13 protein-coding genes and 1 pseudogene are annotated in these 15202 nt (G+C 73.4%); 13 read left to right on the top strand and 1 reads right to left on the bottom strand.

The annotated features are described in order from the left end of the window. Positions 1-128: 128 nt before the first annotated feature. Positions 129-1424, bottom strand: a complete 1296-nt coding sequence (locus ACF07V_RS00005; RefSeq protein ID WP_392150611.1) for an extracellular solute-binding protein — start codon at positions 1422-1424, stop codon at positions 129-131. A gap of 285 nt (positions 1425-1709) precedes the next feature. Here ACF07V_RS00005 and ACF07V_RS00010 point away from each other — a divergent pair, with 285 nt between their 5' ends. The 13 genes and pseudogenes from ACF07V_RS00010 to ACF07V_RS00070 form a co-directional block, all read left to right on the top strand. Continuing rightward, on the top strand, positions 1710-2474 hold the full coding sequence (locus tag ACF07V_RS00010) for a GntR family transcriptional regulator (protein ID WP_053649500.1): 765 nt from the start codon (positions 1710-1712) through the stop codon (positions 2472-2474). 692 nt (positions 2475-3166) lie between these two features. Next, the gene (locus ACF07V_RS00015) at positions 3167-3367 is read left to right on the top strand and encodes a hypothetical protein (RefSeq protein ID WP_392150612.1); all 201 of its coding nucleotides are present in this window, start codon (positions 3167-3169) and stop codon (positions 3365-3367) included. Between the two features lie 26 nt (positions 3368-3393). Further along, on the top strand, positions 3394-3672 hold the full coding sequence (locus ACF07V_RS00020) for a hypothetical protein (RefSeq protein WP_392150613.1): 279 nt from the start codon (positions 3394-3396) through the stop codon (positions 3670-3672). Between the two features lie 52 nt (positions 3673-3724). Further along, a complete protein-coding gene (locus ACF07V_RS00025; protein ID WP_392150614.1) occupies positions 3725-4747 on the top strand; it encodes a glycosyltransferase family 2 protein in 1023 nt (340 codons plus the stop codon). A 34-nt stretch (positions 4748-4781) separates the two neighbouring features. Further along, positions 4782-5744: a UbiA prenyltransferase family protein gene (locus ACF07V_RS00030; RefSeq protein ID WP_392150615.1), complete on the top strand. Its 963-nt coding sequence runs from the start codon at positions 4782-4784 to the stop codon at positions 5742-5744. Next, positions 5741-6751 (top strand): lysylphosphatidylglycerol synthase domain-containing protein, encoded by a 1011-nt coding sequence (locus ACF07V_RS00035; protein WP_392150616.1) that lies wholly within the window; start codon positions 5741-5743, stop codon positions 6749-6751. Before ACF07V_RS00030 ends, ACF07V_RS00035 begins: the two co-directional genes overlap by 4 nt. After that, on the top strand, positions 6709-8142 hold the full coding sequence (locus ACF07V_RS00040; protein ID WP_392150617.1) for an aspartate aminotransferase family protein: 1434 nt from the start codon (positions 6709-6711) through the stop codon (positions 8140-8142). The genes ACF07V_RS00035 and ACF07V_RS00040 overlap by 43 nt, the downstream gene beginning before the upstream one ends. Further along, entirely contained in the window at positions 8136-9188 is a 1053-nt protein-coding gene (locus ACF07V_RS00045) for an NAD-dependent epimerase/dehydratase family protein (protein WP_392150618.1), read from the top strand. Before ACF07V_RS00040 ends, ACF07V_RS00045 begins: the two co-directional genes overlap by 7 nt. Before the next feature lie 10 nt (positions 9189-9198). Further along, positions 9199-10242, top strand: coding sequence for a glycosyltransferase family 2 protein (locus ACF07V_RS00050; RefSeq protein WP_392150619.1), 1044 nt, complete (start codon positions 9199-9201; stop codon positions 10240-10242). Further along, positions 10235-11338, top strand: a complete 1104-nt coding sequence (locus tag ACF07V_RS00055) for an endonuclease/exonuclease/phosphatase family protein (RefSeq protein WP_392150620.1) — start codon at positions 10235-10237, stop codon at positions 11336-11338. Before ACF07V_RS00050 ends, ACF07V_RS00055 begins: the two co-directional genes overlap by 8 nt. Continuing rightward, positions 11335-12306 carry an endonuclease/exonuclease/phosphatase family protein gene (locus tag ACF07V_RS00060; protein ID WP_392150621.1) on the top strand — a complete coding sequence of 324 codons (972 nt, stop codon included), beginning with the start codon at positions 11335-11337 and terminating at the stop codon, positions 12304-12306. The genes ACF07V_RS00055 and ACF07V_RS00060 overlap by 4 nt, the downstream gene beginning before the upstream one ends. Before the next feature lie 15 nt (positions 12307-12321). Continuing rightward, positions 12322-13287: an aldo/keto reductase gene (locus tag ACF07V_RS00065; protein WP_392150622.1), complete on the top strand. Its 966-nt coding sequence runs from the start codon at positions 12322-12324 to the stop codon at positions 13285-13287. Between the two features lie 1467 nt (positions 13288-14754). Next, positions 14755-14877: pseudogene (locus tag ACF07V_RS00070) on the top strand (serine/threonine protein kinase); the annotation flags it as partial. Positions 14878-15202: the final 325 nt, after the last annotated feature.

The raw sequence follows: 15202 nt of genomic DNA on the forward strand, positions 1-15202 counted from the left end.
GGGGTTGGGGGCGCCCCGGCCCCCCGGGGGCCCGGGCGGGGGGGCGGGGCCCGTGCATCATTCCTGCCCTCCACGGGGGGGGGGGGGGGCGGCGGCGCCCCCCCCGCCCCCACCACCGGGGCTACGGATTACTGCTGGTTGATGCGCTCGTTGATGACCTTGTCGGCCGCCTCGCCGGCCTTCTTGGCGTCCTCACCCTTCAGGACCTTGGTCATGTAGTCCTTGATCGGGTTCGGGGCGGTCTCGACGTTCGCCCAGCCCGGGGTGACCGGGGTGACCTTGCCGGAGGCGGAGGAGGCGGCCATGGCCTCGGCGAAGGAGCCGGCGGCGGGCTTGAACTGCGCGGAGTCGGTGTTCGGAAGCAGCGCGCCCTCGGTGGCGGCGGCGTACTTCGTCATGAACTCCTTGCCGGCGGCGAGGGCCAGCCACTCCTTCGCGAGGTCCTTGTTCTGGGAGCGCTCGGCGATGGCGAGGTTGGAGCCGCCGAGGAAGACGGAGCCCGGCTTGTCGGCGGTCTTGCCCGGGATCGGGAAGTAGCCGAAGTCGGCGGTCTTGCCGGCCTTCTTCATGGCGTCGATGGCGCCGCCGGCCTCCCAGCCGAGACCGATCCAGGACGACACGCCACCCTTGGGGATGACGTCGGTGGACTGCTGCGGGGTCGCCTCGTCCTTGTCCTTCGGAGCGGTGGAGTAGGACGCCAGCTCCTTGTAGAAGTTCATGGCGCTGGCGGCCTCGGGGGAGGACAGGTTGCCCTTCCACTTGTCGCCGTCCTTGACCGCGAGGTCGCTGCCCTCGTCCCAGATGAGGCCGGCGAGGACGTACCAGGACTGGCCCGGCAGGTAGATCGCCTGCGACTTCGGGTCGGAGGCCTTGAGCTTCTTCAGGCCCTCGATCCACTCGGCGCGGGTCTTCGGCGGGGTGACACCGGCCTTCTTGAAGGCGGCCTTGTCGTAGACGACGACGCGGTTGGCGGCGTACCACGGGGCGGAGTAGAGCTTGCCGTCCAGCTCGTTGGAGGCGACCATGCCCTTGTTCCAGGCGTCGTAGCCGAGCTTGGCCTTGTCGCCGGACAGGTCGGCGAGACCGCCGGTGACCGCGTAGCCGGCGGTCTGCGTGTTGCCGAGCTCCAGGACGTCCGGCGGGGTGTCCTCGGAGAGGGCGGTGGTGACCTTCTCCTGGATGCCGTTCCAGATCTGCTTCTCGACCTTGACCTTGACGCCCGGGTGCTTGGCCTCGAAGGCCTTGTTCACCTCGGCCATCCAGGCGTCCGGCGCGGAACCGTCCATGACCCAGACGGTCAGGGTCTTGTTGCCCCCGGCCGTCGCCTTGCTGCCGTCCTTGCCGTTGTCCGTGTCCGAACCACACGCAGCGATGGAGACCATCATGCCCGCGACGCCGATCGCCGCGATGAGCTTGCGCTTCACGCCACCCTCCTCAGGGATGCCTGCAACCCCTGCCCACCGCGCGAAGACATACGTCAGGTAGTGCTCGTGGGGCTGGGACCTGGTCTTTAATGGTTTAGACCAGTACCCGGAGCTTGGCCTAGACCTTTAGGGGTGTCAAGGGTGTATAAGAAGGGCAGTCGCGTCCGTTATCGGACCGACACCTGAGGGAGGGCGACGACCCGTGACCGGTCCGTGCCACCATGTGAGCCGCGACAGACGGAGGAGCCGGTGACGGCAGCAGCACAGGAGTCGGGAAGGCAGGCCATGGCCACGGACGCGGGCAGTACGGAGACAGAGAGCGGGACACCCACCCGCACCGCGCGCGTGCCCAAGTACTACCGGCTCAAGCGACACTTGCTCGACATGACGGAGACCTTGCCGCCCGGCACCCCGGTCCCGCCGGAGCGCACGCTCGCCGCAGAGTTCGACACCTCGCGCACCACCGTGCGCCAGGCCCTCCAGGAGCTGGTCGTCGAGGGCCGCCTGGAGCGGATCCAGGGCAAGGGCACGTTCGTGGCCAAGCCCAAGGTCTCCCAGGCCCTGCAGCTCACCTCGTACACGGAGGACATGCGGGCCCAGGGCCTGGAGCCCACGTCACAGCTCCTCGACATCGGGTACGTCACGGCCGACGACACCCTCGCCGGACTGCTCGACATCTCGGCCGGCGGCCGGGTGCTCCGCATCGAGCGCCTGCGTCTCGCGAGCGGCGAGCCGATGGCGATCGAGACCACCCACCTGTCGGCGAAGCGCTTCCCCGCGCTGCGCCGCTCGCTGGTGAAGTACACCTCTCTGTACACGGCGCTGGCCGAGGTCTACGACGTGCACCTCGCCGAGGCCGAGGAGACCATCGAGACCTCCCTCGCCACCCCGCGCGAGGCCGGACTGCTCGGCACCGACGTGGGCCTGCCGATGCTGATGCTCTCCCGCCACTCCCTGGACGCCCAGGGCGAGCCGGTGGAGTGGGTACGGTCCGTCTACCGCGGCGACCGGTACAAGTTCGTGGCGCGCCTGAAGCGCCCCAACGGCTGAGGTCCACACCTCTCGTACGGCACGGACGGCCGCACCCCGGCGGGGGGTGCGGCCTCCGGCGTTTCCGGGGGCCGCCACGGAGGCCGGGCGGAGGCCGGGCGGACGCCTCCCGGGGGCCGACAGATACCGAACGGGGGCCGAGCGGAGGCCACCCGGGCGCCGAGCAGAGACCGAACGGGGCCCGAGCAGAGACCGAACGGGGCCCGAGCAGAGGCCGAGCGGAGGCCTCCCGGGGGCCGACAGAGACCGAACGGGGGCCGAGCGGAGGCCACCCGGGCGCCGAGCAGAGACCGAACGGGGCCCGCGCCGAGGCCGAACGGGGCCCGCGCCGAGGCCGAACGGAGCCCACGCAGAGACCGAACGGGGCCCGAGCAGAGACCGAACGGGGCCCGCGCAGAGACCGAACGGGGCCCGCGCAGAGGCCGTACGGGGACGTGACGGGCTCCCGGCACCTTCCGCCTGGCAGGAACGTGACGCCTCCCGGAAACCCCCTGGTCGGCGGCGCGCGAAGGCCCGTGGCACGCACTGGCCCCTAGCGGCCACGCGGTTGGCGCCAGCCGTTTTCCGGTGACAGGGCACCCCCGGCAGGCCAGTCTTGGACCTGTCGAAGCCGCCCGGCAGAGCCCGGGAGCGGCCCCGGGGAACCACCCCCGCGACCCCCACTCCGCACCGTCCAGGAAGGCAGCCCCGCCATGCCCAGCAGCGCCCGTTTCGCCACGTTCGCCCGCGTTCAGCTCCGTGCCGTCGTCGCCCTGGCCGTCCCCGCCGCGGCCGCGCTGACGCTGGTCCTGGCGACCCAGCCGGCGCCCGCCGGGACCGTCGCCGTCACCGCCTCCGACACGACCGGCACCGTCCAGCCCGGCGACGGCAACGACGGCTTCTCCTGGGGCTGATCCCCATCTACCTCATCGGCGTCTCGATGAGGGCACCGGACGACGACCCCGCACCGGACACCGACCCCCCACCGGCCCCGTCCGCCGCACGACTCGTCGAGACGCTGCACCGCGTCGCCCGGCCGCAGGACCGCTTCGAGTCCGCCCGGGCCCTGGTCCTCGACCGGACGGTCCGCCTGGCCCTGTACATCCGGGGCCCCGACGAGATCGAGGCCGTCGGCCACGCGCTGCTGCTCTGCCGGCTCCTCCTCGGCCACTCCCCCGAGCTCGCCCGCCACCGCATCGCGGACTTCCGGCTCCTCTGACGCCCCCACCGCGCAGGAGCCCCCCACCTCCGAAGCCCTTCAAGGAACCCCCATGCCCAGGGCCCGTCCCAGCGTGTCCGTCATCATCCCCAACTACAACTACGAGAAGACCCTGCGCGCCTGTCTCACCTCGGTCTTCGCCCAGACCCACGCCCCGCTCGACGTCATCGTCGTGGACGACGCCAGCACCGACCGGTCCCGGGACATCGCCCGCGAGTTCGACGTCGTCCTCATCGCCAACCCCCACAACCGCGGGGTGTCCGCCGCCCGGAACATGGGGGCCGCCGCCGCACGCGGCGAGGTCCTCTTCTTCCTCGACTCCGACACCGCCCTGCACCCCGAGGCCCTGGCGAACGCCGCCGACCTGCTCGCGGACGACCCCGGCCTCGGCTGTGCCCACGGCGTCCTCGACCCCGAACCGCTCTTCGACGACGGGCCCGTGGAGCGCTACCACGCCCTGCACGCCCACTTCTGGCGCCGGCGTGCCGCCGGCGAGGTCCGCACCGCCTTCTTCGCCCTCGGCGCGATCCGCAGGAAGGTCTTCGAGGAGACCGGTCCCTTCGACGAGAACCTCCGGGACTCCGAGGACGTGGAGTACAGCGGCCGGCTCGTGCGGACGCACCGCATCCTGATGAGCGAGGCGATCCGCGGCCGCCACGACGACGTGGACCGGCTCGGGGCGATGCTCTCGGAGCAGTACCGGCGCTCCCAGCTGCTGATCGCGGCGCTCGGGCAGATGCGGGAGGGCGGCCTCACCGCCAACCGGCCGCTCGGCGTCCTCGCCGCCGCGCTGACCCTCCCCACCCTGCCGCTCGGCCTGCTCTCCCCCTGGCTGCTGCTCGTCCCCGCCCTCTGCGCGCTGCTCTTCGCCTGCGCCGATCCGGGCCTGAGCCGCTTCGCGCTGCGGACCCGGGGGCCGGGTTTCCTCCTGTACTTCACCGCCGTCCACTTCGTGCTGCACCAGGCGATCGTCCTCGGCGCGGCCCGCGGCGCCGTCCGCTGGCTCACCGAGCCGGACTTCGGCCCGAGCGTGCGCCGCCGGGCCGTCCCCGCCGCCCCCACCACCTCCGTATGACCACCCGTACGACCCTCCCCACAGGAGTACGTCCATGGCCACGCCCACGCTCACCGGCCGAGAGGCGCCGGCGGTCCGTCCGCCGGTCTCCCGTCCGCCCGGTCGCCTCGCCGACCTCACCGCCCTCGTCCGCCCAGGACAGTGGACGAAGAACCTGGTCGTCGTCCCCCTCGGCCTGCTCGGCGCCCCCCACCTCGACGGCGGCGCGCTCGGCGGCACCCTCGCCGCGATCGCCGTCTTCACCCTCGCGTCCGCGCTGATCTACCTGGTCAACGACATCGGCGACCGGGACCGCGACCGGCGCCATCCGGAGAAGCGGCACCGGCCGATCGCCGCCGGCCGGATCGGGGTCGGCACGGCCGTGGCGTTCGCCGCCGGCCTCGCGCTGCTCCTCGCGGCGACGGTCGGACTGACCGTCGCCACCGGCGCCACCGCGCCCGCCGACTGGTGGCCGGTCGCCGCGTACGTCGCGCTGAACGCCGCGTACAGCAGGGGACTCAAGCACGTGCCGCTGCTCGACGTGTTCATCGTCGCGCTCGGGTTCGTGCTGCGGCTCGCCCAGGGCTGTCTGGCCTCCGGGAACCCGGTGCCCAGCTGGCTCGCACTCGGGGTGTTCACGCTCTGCCTGCTGCTGATCCTCGGGAAGCGGCGGCACGAGATGGCCGTCGGCGGGGTGCTGCACCGGCCCGCGCTGCGCGGCTACACGGTCGGCTTCCTCGACCAGCTGCTCGGCTTCACCGCCGTCCTCGCTGCGGTGAGTTACGTGCTGCACGTGCAGGCCAGTCCGGTCTTCGGCACGCACGCGCCGCTCGTCGCCGTGCTCACCGCGCCCTTCGCGCTCTTCGGCCTCGCCCGCTACCTCCAGCTGATCGTGGTCGACGCGGGCGGCGGCAACCCCTCGCGGGCCCTGTTCGCCGACCGGATGACCGTGACCAACGCGCTGCTCTGGTCGGGGATCCTCGCCGCCGCGTGGCTGCTCGACCGGCTCGGCCGATGACCACGGCCACCGCTCCCCGGCCCGGCGGCGCACGACTCCCGCGCCTGCTGCGGATCCTGTTCCCGCTCGCCGTCGTCACGGGCATCGGCTTCGCCCTGTACGGCCGGGCCGGCGAGCTCGCCGCACTCGTCCTGCGGCCCGGCTCCGTCCCGTACCTCCTGCTCGCCCTCGCCGCCAACGCCGTCGCCGTCCTGTTCACCATGGCCACCTGGCGCGGCCTGCTCACCGACCTCGGGCCGCGGCTGCCCGGCCGGACCACCACCCGGATCTACTTCACCTCCTACCTCGGCAAGTACGTGCCGGGAGCGGTCTGGGGCGTGCTCGCCCAGCTGCGGATGGCCGGCGCCGCCGGGGTGCCCGCACCGGTCGTGCTCGCCGTCTTCCTGCTCAACCTGATCGTCGCCGTCCTCACCGGCCTCGCCGTCGGACCGCTCTCCGCGCCCTGGACGCTCGGTGCCGGGGCCTGGTGGCTGGTGCTGCCCGGCACGGTCACCCTGCTGCTCGTCGTGCAACCGCGACTGCTCAACAGCCTGGCCGCCGGAGCCGCCCGGCTGGCCCGGCGGCCCGCGCCGCAGGCCCGGGCGAGCGCCCGGGGGGTGCGCCGGGCGCTCGCCGCCGCCACCGCCTCCTGGGCGGTGTCCGGACTGCATCTGTGGGCGCTCGCCGTGATGCTCGGCGCCCCGCCGTGGACCGCGCTGCCGGTCTGCGTGGGCGGATTCGCCCTGGCCACCGCCGCCGCGAGCCTCGTGGTCGTCCTGCCGGACGGCTGGGGCGCCCGCGAGGCCCTGCTGCTGCTCTCGCTGACCGCCGTCCTGCCCTGGCAGGAGGCGACCGCGGCCGCCGTGGCCAGCCGGGTGGTCTGCACGCTCAGCGAGGTCCTGGTCGGCGGCGCCGCCCTGCTCCTCACCCTGCCCCGCCGCTCCCCCCACGTCCCCCACGTCCCCCACTCACGCGAAGGAATCCCGTGTCCGGTCAGCTCTACACCGTCGACGACTGCGAGTCGCTGACGACCAAGCAGGTCCACGGCCTGTACAAGGACCACGTCAACAAGAGCCAGGTCTCCCTGATGACCTCCTTCGGCTTCGGCCAGGAGCTCGTCGAGAGCGCCGAGGGCGTCTGGATCACCCAGCGCGACGGCCGTCGCGTCCTCGACTTCACCGGCGGCGTCGGCGTCCTCAACCACGGCCACAACCACCCGCGGATCCTCGCCGCCCGGCAGCGCTTCCAGGAGCGCAGGAGCATGGAGGTCCACAAGACCTACTTCTCGCCGTACATCGCGGCCCTCGGCCACAACCTGGCGGAGCTGCTGCCCGGCGACCTGAACATGTCGTTCTTCCCCAACTCCGGTGCGGAGGCGGTCGAGGGCGCGGTCAAGCTGGCGTACAAGTACCACGGCGGCCGGCGCTCCCGGGTGCTGCGGGCCGACATCTCCTTCCACGGCAAGCTGCTCGGCTCGGGCAGCCTGACCGGCCAGAACGCGTCGACGTTCCAGTTCCCCGGCATCCCCGGGGTGGAGATCTTCCGGTACGGGGACCTGGACTCCGTACGGAAGCTGGTGGCCGAACTCCGTACTGCCAAGGGCGAGTCCGACGTGTACGCGATCCTCATCGAGCCGCTGTCGGCGTCCACGATGAACGAGTGCTCGGAGGAGTTCCTGCGGGGCCTGCGGGAGCTGTGCACGGCCGAGAACATCGTGCTGCTCTTCGACGAGATCTACACCGGCTGGGGCAAGACCGGCACCCTCTTCCACTTCATGCGGTACGAGGGTCTGGTCCCCGACATCCTCACCACCTCGAAGTCCTTCGGCGGCGGCAAGTCCTCCATCTCCGCGTTCGTCGCCCGCGAGCCGGTCTTCCGCAAGGCCTACGACAACCTCACGGACGCCCTGCTGCAGTCGACGTCCACCACCTACTACGGCTTCGGCGAGGAGGCGGTCACCGCCATCGAGGCGGTCAACGTGGCCGTCGAGGACGACTATCCGGCCCGCGCCCGGGCCATCGAGCGGATCCTCGCCCCCGGTCTGGAGCGGATCGCGAAGGAGTACCCGGACGTGGTGGCCGAGGTCCGCGGCCACGGCGCGCTGCACGGCGTCTTCCTGCACAAGGGCCCGAAGATCCTGGAGCTGGTGACGAAGCTGGTGCCGGGCGCGATGACGAAGGACCCGCGCTTCCGCACGAAGCTCATCACCTCGTCGGTGGTCAACGCCCTGTACCGGGACCACGGCATCTACACGTACTACACGCTCAACGGCGACAACCCGCTGATGGTCGCCCCCTCGCTGGTCGCCGAGGAGCACGAGGTCGAGTTCTTCCTGGACTGCCTCGACAAGACCCTGGCCCAGGGTCTGCCCCGTCTGCTCACCCGTTTCGTCAAGGAGAAGGTGTCGTCGCTGTGGTAGAGCGCGTCGTGGTCACCGGCGGTGCCGGAATGCTCGGTTCGACCCTGATCGAGCGGCTGCTCGACGAGGGCCGGCAGGTGCACTGCGTGGACCTGCGGGCCCCGCGCACGGAGCACCCGCACCTCACGCACACGGTCTCGGACGTCCGGGACACCGTGGCGATGAAGCGGGTCACGGCGGACGCCGACGTGGTGGTGCACTGCGCCGCCGCCCTGCCCAGCTACCCGGCGGACACCATCCGCTCGGTGATCGTCGGCGGGACGGAGGCCGTCCTGACGGCCGCCGAGGCGAACGCCGTGCCCAGGGTCGTGCACATCTCCTCGACCGCCGTGTACGGACTGCCGAAGGCGGTGCCGACCCCGGAGGAGTACCCGCGCGAGCCCGTCGACACGTACAGCGCCGCGAAGGCGGAGGCCGAGGAGGTCGCGGAGCGCTTCCGGGGCCGGGAGATGTGCGTGCCGGTCCTGCGGCCCAAGACCTTCCTCGGGCCCGGCCGGATGGGGCTCTTCGCGATGCTCTTCGAGTGGGCCGAGGAGGGCCGGAACTTCCCCGTCCTCGGCCGGGGCGACGTCCGCATCCAGATGTTCGACGTGGCCGACCTGGTCGACGCGGTCGTCACCGCGATGGCGGCGCCCGCCGAGCGGGCCGACGACACCTTCAACCTCGGCGCCACCGAATTCGGCACGATACGCGAGGACTTCCAGGCCGTCCTGGACGCGGCCGGGCACGGCAAGCGGGTCCGCTCGCTGCCCGCGAGGCCCGCCCTCGCCGCGCTCAGCCTGCTCCAGCGCTCCGGGCTCTCCCCCGTCTACGGACGCCTGCTCCACAAGCTCCTCGACGACAGCTTCGTCTCCACGGACAAGGCGAGGGACGTCCTCGGCTTCCGGCCGAAGCACTCCAACCAGGACGCGATCCTGCGCACCTTCGCCTGGTGGCGCGAGCAGCAGCGCACCGCCGGCGCCCGCCCCGCGAAGAAGAGCGAGGGCGTCACCAGCGTCGAACCGTGGCGGCAGGGAGCCCTCTCCCTCGCCAAGGTCCTCTTCTAGGAGAACCCGCATGACCCTCCCCCTGGTCTCCGTCATCGTCCCCAACTACAACTACGGCCGCTCCATCGGCCTGTGCGTCGAGGCCGCCCTCGCCCAGACGTACCCGAACATCGAGGTCCTCGTCGTCGACGACTGCTCCACCGACGACTCCGCGGCGATCGCCGCCACGGCCGGCGCCCGGGTGGTCTCCACCGGCGTCAACAGCGGGGTCGCGGTCGCCCGCAACCTCGGCGCGGAGCTCTCCTCCGGCGAGATCCTCGTCTTCCTCGACTCCGACGTGGCCATGCACCCCGACGCGGTCGCCAGGTCCGTCGAACTCCTCGCCTCCGGGCAGGGGTACGGGGCGATCTGCGGCACCTACGAGCCGGAGCCGCTCATCCGGGACAGCCTGATCGAGGAGTACCGCTCGCTCCAGCAGTACTACCTGCTGCTGAAGTCCGAGGGAGTCATCGACACCGTCCACACCGCGATCCTCGCCATGCCCCGGCGGGTCTTCGACGAGGTGGGGCCGTTCAACCCGATCCTGCGGCACACCGAGGACCAGGACTACGGCCGCCGGATCTCCGAGCGGTACACGGTCCTCAGCTCCCTGGAGGTGCGCGGCCGGCACGACCACGACGACACCGTACGGATCGTCCTCGACAAGGTCTTCGCCCGCGCCCGGCTCGCCGTGCCCCTCATCCTCGGCCGGCGCCACCTCCAGGGCGGCTTCGTCACCGGACCGCGCGCGGGCGCCAGCCTCGCCGCGCCCCTGACGGTCGCCGCGCTGGCCGCGCCCCTGCTGTGGGGGGCGGCGTGGGCGCTGCTTCCGCTCGCCCTGTTCCTGCTCGGCGTCGGCGGCGACCTGGACATGTACCGGGAGGTGCGGCGGCACCGGGGGCGGCTGTTCCTCGGCTACTTCGTGGCGGTCAACTTCCTGGTGAACCTGACGGTGTTCGCGGCGATCGGGGTCGCGGGCGTGCAGTGGCTGTGCTCGAAGCGGTTCCGGCACCTGTACGACCCGCAACCGCGGCCGGACCTGCGCCGCAGGCCCGTGGGTGCCGACCATGGCTGACACGCTCGCGCCGGAGAAGGCCGCGACCGTGCGGTCCCGGCGGCACCGGCTCGTCCTCGGCATCGCCCTGGCCTGGCTCGTGCTCCTCCTCGTGGAGTGGGCCGCGGACGGCCGGATCTGGCTCGGCCACCTCGTCGGCATCGTCCCGCCGGCCGTCTTCGCCCTGGTGCCGCTCGGCCTCGCGGCCCTCGCCCCGCTCGCCCGGGGCACCGCCCGGTGGGGGACCCTCGCCGCGGCCGCGTCGGCCCTGCTCCTGGGCTTCGGGCAGTCGGGGCTCGACCCGGCGGCGCTGTGGCGGGCGGAGCCCCGGCCCGGCCCGGACGCCGTACGGGTCTTCGCCTGGAACACCAACTCGTGGAACCAGCTCCTCGGCACCCAGGACCACTTCTACGCCTTCCTGAAGGCGAAGGACGCGGACGTGTACCTGCTGCACGAGTACCAGCACGTCACCGCCGACCGGAAGGAGAAGCTGCCGGTCGACGACCTGGCGCGGCTGCACCGGGAGTTCCCCGGCTACCAGGTCGCGGTCCGGGGCGAGCTGGTGACGCTCTCCCGCTTCCCGATCCTGCGGCAGCCGGCCGTGGGCCCGGCGCGGGAGGTGCCGCCCGGCGCGGACTGGCCGACCGAGTACCGCGCGAACAAGGTGCTGCGGACGGACGTGCTGGTCAGGGGCCGCGCGGTGTCCTTCTACAACGTGCACATGCCGGTGTGGAACAGCATGCCGGACGGCCTCCTCTCCACCGCCTTCTACCGCCACATGCGGGAGCGGTTCGCCCCGCGCCGGGCCCAGTACGAGGGCCTGGAGGCCGACCTCGCGGCCAACCGGAACCCGGTGGTGGTGGCCGGCGACTTCAACGCGACGGCCGCGATGTCGGACCTCGACCCGCTCCGGGAGCGCCTCGCCGACGCGGCGGAGGTGAGCACCGACCCGTACCCGACGAGCTGGGAGGAGGGCGGCTGGAAGCCCTTCTGGCGGACGGACTGGGCGTTCACGGGGAACGGGGCACGGGCCGAGCGCTACGAGTTCGGCACTCCCGAGAAGCTGTCCGACCACGCCGTGCAGGACCTGTGGGTGTCGCTGCCGGGGAGTGGATGACGGCGATGGTCCTGTCCTGCGCCCTCGGCTGGGCGGTGTTCCTCGCCCTGCACCTCGCGCTCAACGGCCGCTGGTGGCCGTGGCTCGCGGTCTCGCTCCTTCCGCCGGTCACGCTCGCCCTCGTCCCGCTCGCGCTGCTCGCCGCCGCCGCGGTCACCGGCGGCCGGCTCGCGGCGGCGCTCGCCACGGGCTGCCTGCTCGCGGCCTGGCCGCAGAACGGGATCAACCTGCGGGGGCTGCGCCGCCGGGCCGCCGGGGAGGAGGGGCTGCGGCTCGTGTCCTGGAACACCCAGCACTGGAACCAGGGCGGCGACCCCGACCGCTTCTACGCCTTCCTGCGCTCGCTCGACGCCGACGTGTACGTCCTCCAGGAGTACCTGAACGGCTTCGAGGGCGGCGAGGTCTGGGACATCGACGACGAGGAGCGGCTGCGGGCCGCGTTCCCGCGCCACCACCTGGCCGTCGACAACAACTCCGTGACGCTGTCCCGGTTCCCGCCCGCCGGGCCGCCCGTGCCCGTCGGCGCCTGCTCGCTCCGGGTGGACCTGCGGGTCGGGCACGGCGTCCTGTCGACGTACAACGTGCACATCCCGGTCCAGCTCACGGTGATGAACCCGCTGCGGCCGGCCTTCCTCCGGGACATGCGGCGCCGGGCGGCGGCCCGCGACCGGGAGTACGCGGCGCTCGTCGCCGACCTGCGGTCCAACCCGCACCCGGTCCTGGTGACCGGGGACTTCAACACCAGCGCCGCCATCGGCGACATCCGCCGGATGCCCCGGGCGCTGCGCGACGCGATCGGCGTCTGCCGCTCGGTCCTGCCGGCCAGCTGGAACGCCCGCGCGCGGCTGCGGCTCTGGCGGATCGACTGGGCGTTCACCGGCGGCGGCGCCCGGGTCGGCTCGTACCGCTTCCGCGACGCGGAGGGGCTCTCCGACCACCGGGTCCAGGAACTGACCGTCACCGTTTGAGAGAGGGAAGAACCCATGGAGTACACGAACCTGGGCGGCCCCGAGGGTCCCCGCGTGTCCACGCTGTGCCTCGGCACCCTGCCGTTCGGCACCCGGATCGACGAGGCCGCGGCCTTCGCCGTCCTGGACCGCTTCCACGAGGCCGGCGGCACCTTCATCGACACCGCGAACACGTACGCCTTCTGGGAGCCGGGCGCGACCGGCGCCGAGTCCGAGCTGCTCATCGGCCGCTGGCTGCGCAGCCGGGGCGTCCGGGACGAGATGGTCCTCGCCACCAAGGTCGGCGCGCTGCCGGATCCGCCGGGCTCGGCCTGGCCGGAGTGCGCGGAGGGCCTGTCGGCGCCGGTGATCCGCCGCCAGGTGGAGGAGAGCCTGCGGAACCTGGGCACGGACCGGATCGACCTGTACTACGCGCACATCGACGACCGGAGGACGCCGGTCGCCGAGACGATGGGCGCCTTCGGCGAGCTGGTGGACGTCGGGAAGATCGGCCGGGCCGGCTGCTCGAACTTCGCGGCCTGGCGGATCGAGGAGTCGCGGGGTGCCGCGGCCGCCGCCGATGTGCCGGACTACGCGGCCGTGCAGCAGCGGTACACGTACCTCCGGCCGCGCCCCGGCGCGGAGTTCGGGGTGAACCCGCACGCCTCGGAGGAGCTGCTCGACTACCTGGGGACGCGGCCCGAGCTGACGTTCACGGCGTACACGACCCAGCTGACGGGGGCGTACACGGATCCGGGCAAGGAGATCCCGGAGCAGTACCGGCACGCGGGTTCGGAGCGGCGCCTGAAGGTGCTCGCCGAGGTCGCGGCGGAGCTCGGGGTGACCGCGAACCAGGTGGTCCTGGCCTGGGCCCTGGGCGGCGAGCTGCCCGTCCTGCCGGTCGTCGGGGCGAGTGCGCCGGGGCAGCTGGACGAGGCGCTCGGCGCGGTGGGGCTGGGGCTGGACGAGGAGCTCAGGAAGCGGCTCGACGATGTGGACTGAGCGGGTACGGACCGCGGCGCTGCGGCACCGGGCGGCGGTCGGGGCGGTGTGGCTGCTCGTGCTGCTGCTCGGCGGGGCGGTGGCGGTGCTCGGTCTGGGGCGCCTCGACCAGTCGTTCACGGCCTCGGGCGGGCCGGGCCACCGGGCGAACCAGAAGATCCAGGAGCGGTACGGGAACGGGGCCGCGGTCGCCCCGCTGGTGGCGGTCGTGACCTGGCCGGCGGCGAGAAACCCACGGGCCTTCGCGGATGCTCTGGAGCGCTCGGCGGGGCCGGGCGCCCGGACGGTCTCGTACGCCGGGACCGGCGAGGAGGGGTTCCTCGGCGCGGACGGCCGGACCGCGTACGCGCTGGTGTACCCGGCGGCCGGGAAGCCGGACCTGGCGGGTCTGACGGCCGTCGAGGAGGCGGCGGTCCAGCTCCGCGCGGGGCTGCGCTCGGCGCTCCCCGAGGCCCGGGTCGAGGTGACGGGGGTGCTGCCGCTCCAGCACGACAGCGCGCTGGCGGGGCCGGGCCCGGTGGCCCTCGGGGCGAAGGCGGCCTGCGCGCTCGGGCTGCTCCTTGTGCTCGTCCTGGCGTTCCGCTCGCCGCTCGGGGTCCTGGCGCCGCTGCTGCTCGCGGCCGTGACCTCGGTGGGGGCGCTCGTCCTGGTGGAGGCGGTGGCGGGCTTCACCGAGATCGGCTTCGTCGTGGTGTACCTGGTGCCGGTGACGGCGCTCGTGGTCGCGGTGCACCGCTGGGCGCAGCCGCCGGGGCCGTCCGCCGCCCGGTCGGCGGTGACGGGCGGGGCGGCGGGCGCGGCGGCCTGCGCGGTTCTGGCGCTGTTCCCGGCGGCGTTCCTGCGGTCGGTCGGGGTGGCGGGGCTCGCGGTCTGCGCGGTGGGCACGGCGGCGGCCCTGACCCTGGCGCCGGTGCTGCGGTCGGTGGCGGCCGTTCCGGGTCCCGTACGGAAGGCCCGTGCGCTCCCGGCTCCGCTCACCGCCGTCGGTCTCGTCCTCCTCGTGCTCCTCACCGGCGCGGCCACGCAGCTGCGGGTCGGCAATCCGGAGGCCCGTGCCCTGGTGGCGGGCGGGCCGGCCCGGGACGGTCTGGACCGGCTGACGGCGGCCGGGGTGCCGTCGGGGGTGCTGAACCCGCTGGAGGTGCTCGTCCCCGAGCGCGCGGACGCGCGGGCGGTGGCCGCCCGGGCGGCGCGGGTCCCGGGGGTGCTGCTCGCGGCGGCGCCCGCCGCGTGGCAGCGCTCCGGGTCCGCCCTGGTGGTGGTCGTCCCGGAGGGGGAGCCGATGACGGCGGCCGGGGCCGGGACGGTGACGGCGCTGCGGTCGGCGCTCGCGGACTCGGGCGCCGAGGTGGGCGGTTCGGGTGTGGTGGACCGCGATCTGGTGGACGGGGTGTACGGGCTGCTGCCGTACGCGGTCCCGACGGCGGCCCTGGCGGCTCTCGGGGTGCTGGCCCGGCGGCTGGGGCGGGGCCCGGCGGCGCGGGCGGTGCTTGCCGGGCTGCTCGCGGCGGGCGCGTCGGCGGGGGCGCTCGTGGTGCTGTGGCAGTGGGGTCCGGCGGGGACCGGCGCGGTGACGGGCTGGGTACCGCTGGTGGTGGGCGCCTTCGCGTTCTGCGTGTCCCTGGAGCGGTCGGCGGCCTCGGCGGCGGGCGGGCCGGGGTGGGCCGGTCCGGTGGCGGCGGGCGCGGGCGCGCTCGCGGTCCTTGCGGTGGGGATCGGCCCGCAGGTCGAACTCGCCCTGCTGGTGTCGGGGTTCGCGGCGGGTGCGGTGGTGGACGCGCTGGGCGCCGTACCCGCGGGGCCTCACCCGGGAGTTCACCACGATTGGTCTAGACCTAGACACCCCCTCCCCTCTAGCATCGTCGACCGCGATCACGAGTTCGAACGGTCGCACCACGGAAGGTGACGAGGGGGA

It is taken from the genome of Streptomyces sp. NPDC015661 (assembly GCF_043077765.1).
In the GTDB taxonomy this organism is placed as follows: domain Bacteria; phylum Actinomycetota; class Actinomycetes; order Streptomycetales; family Streptomycetaceae; genus Streptomyces.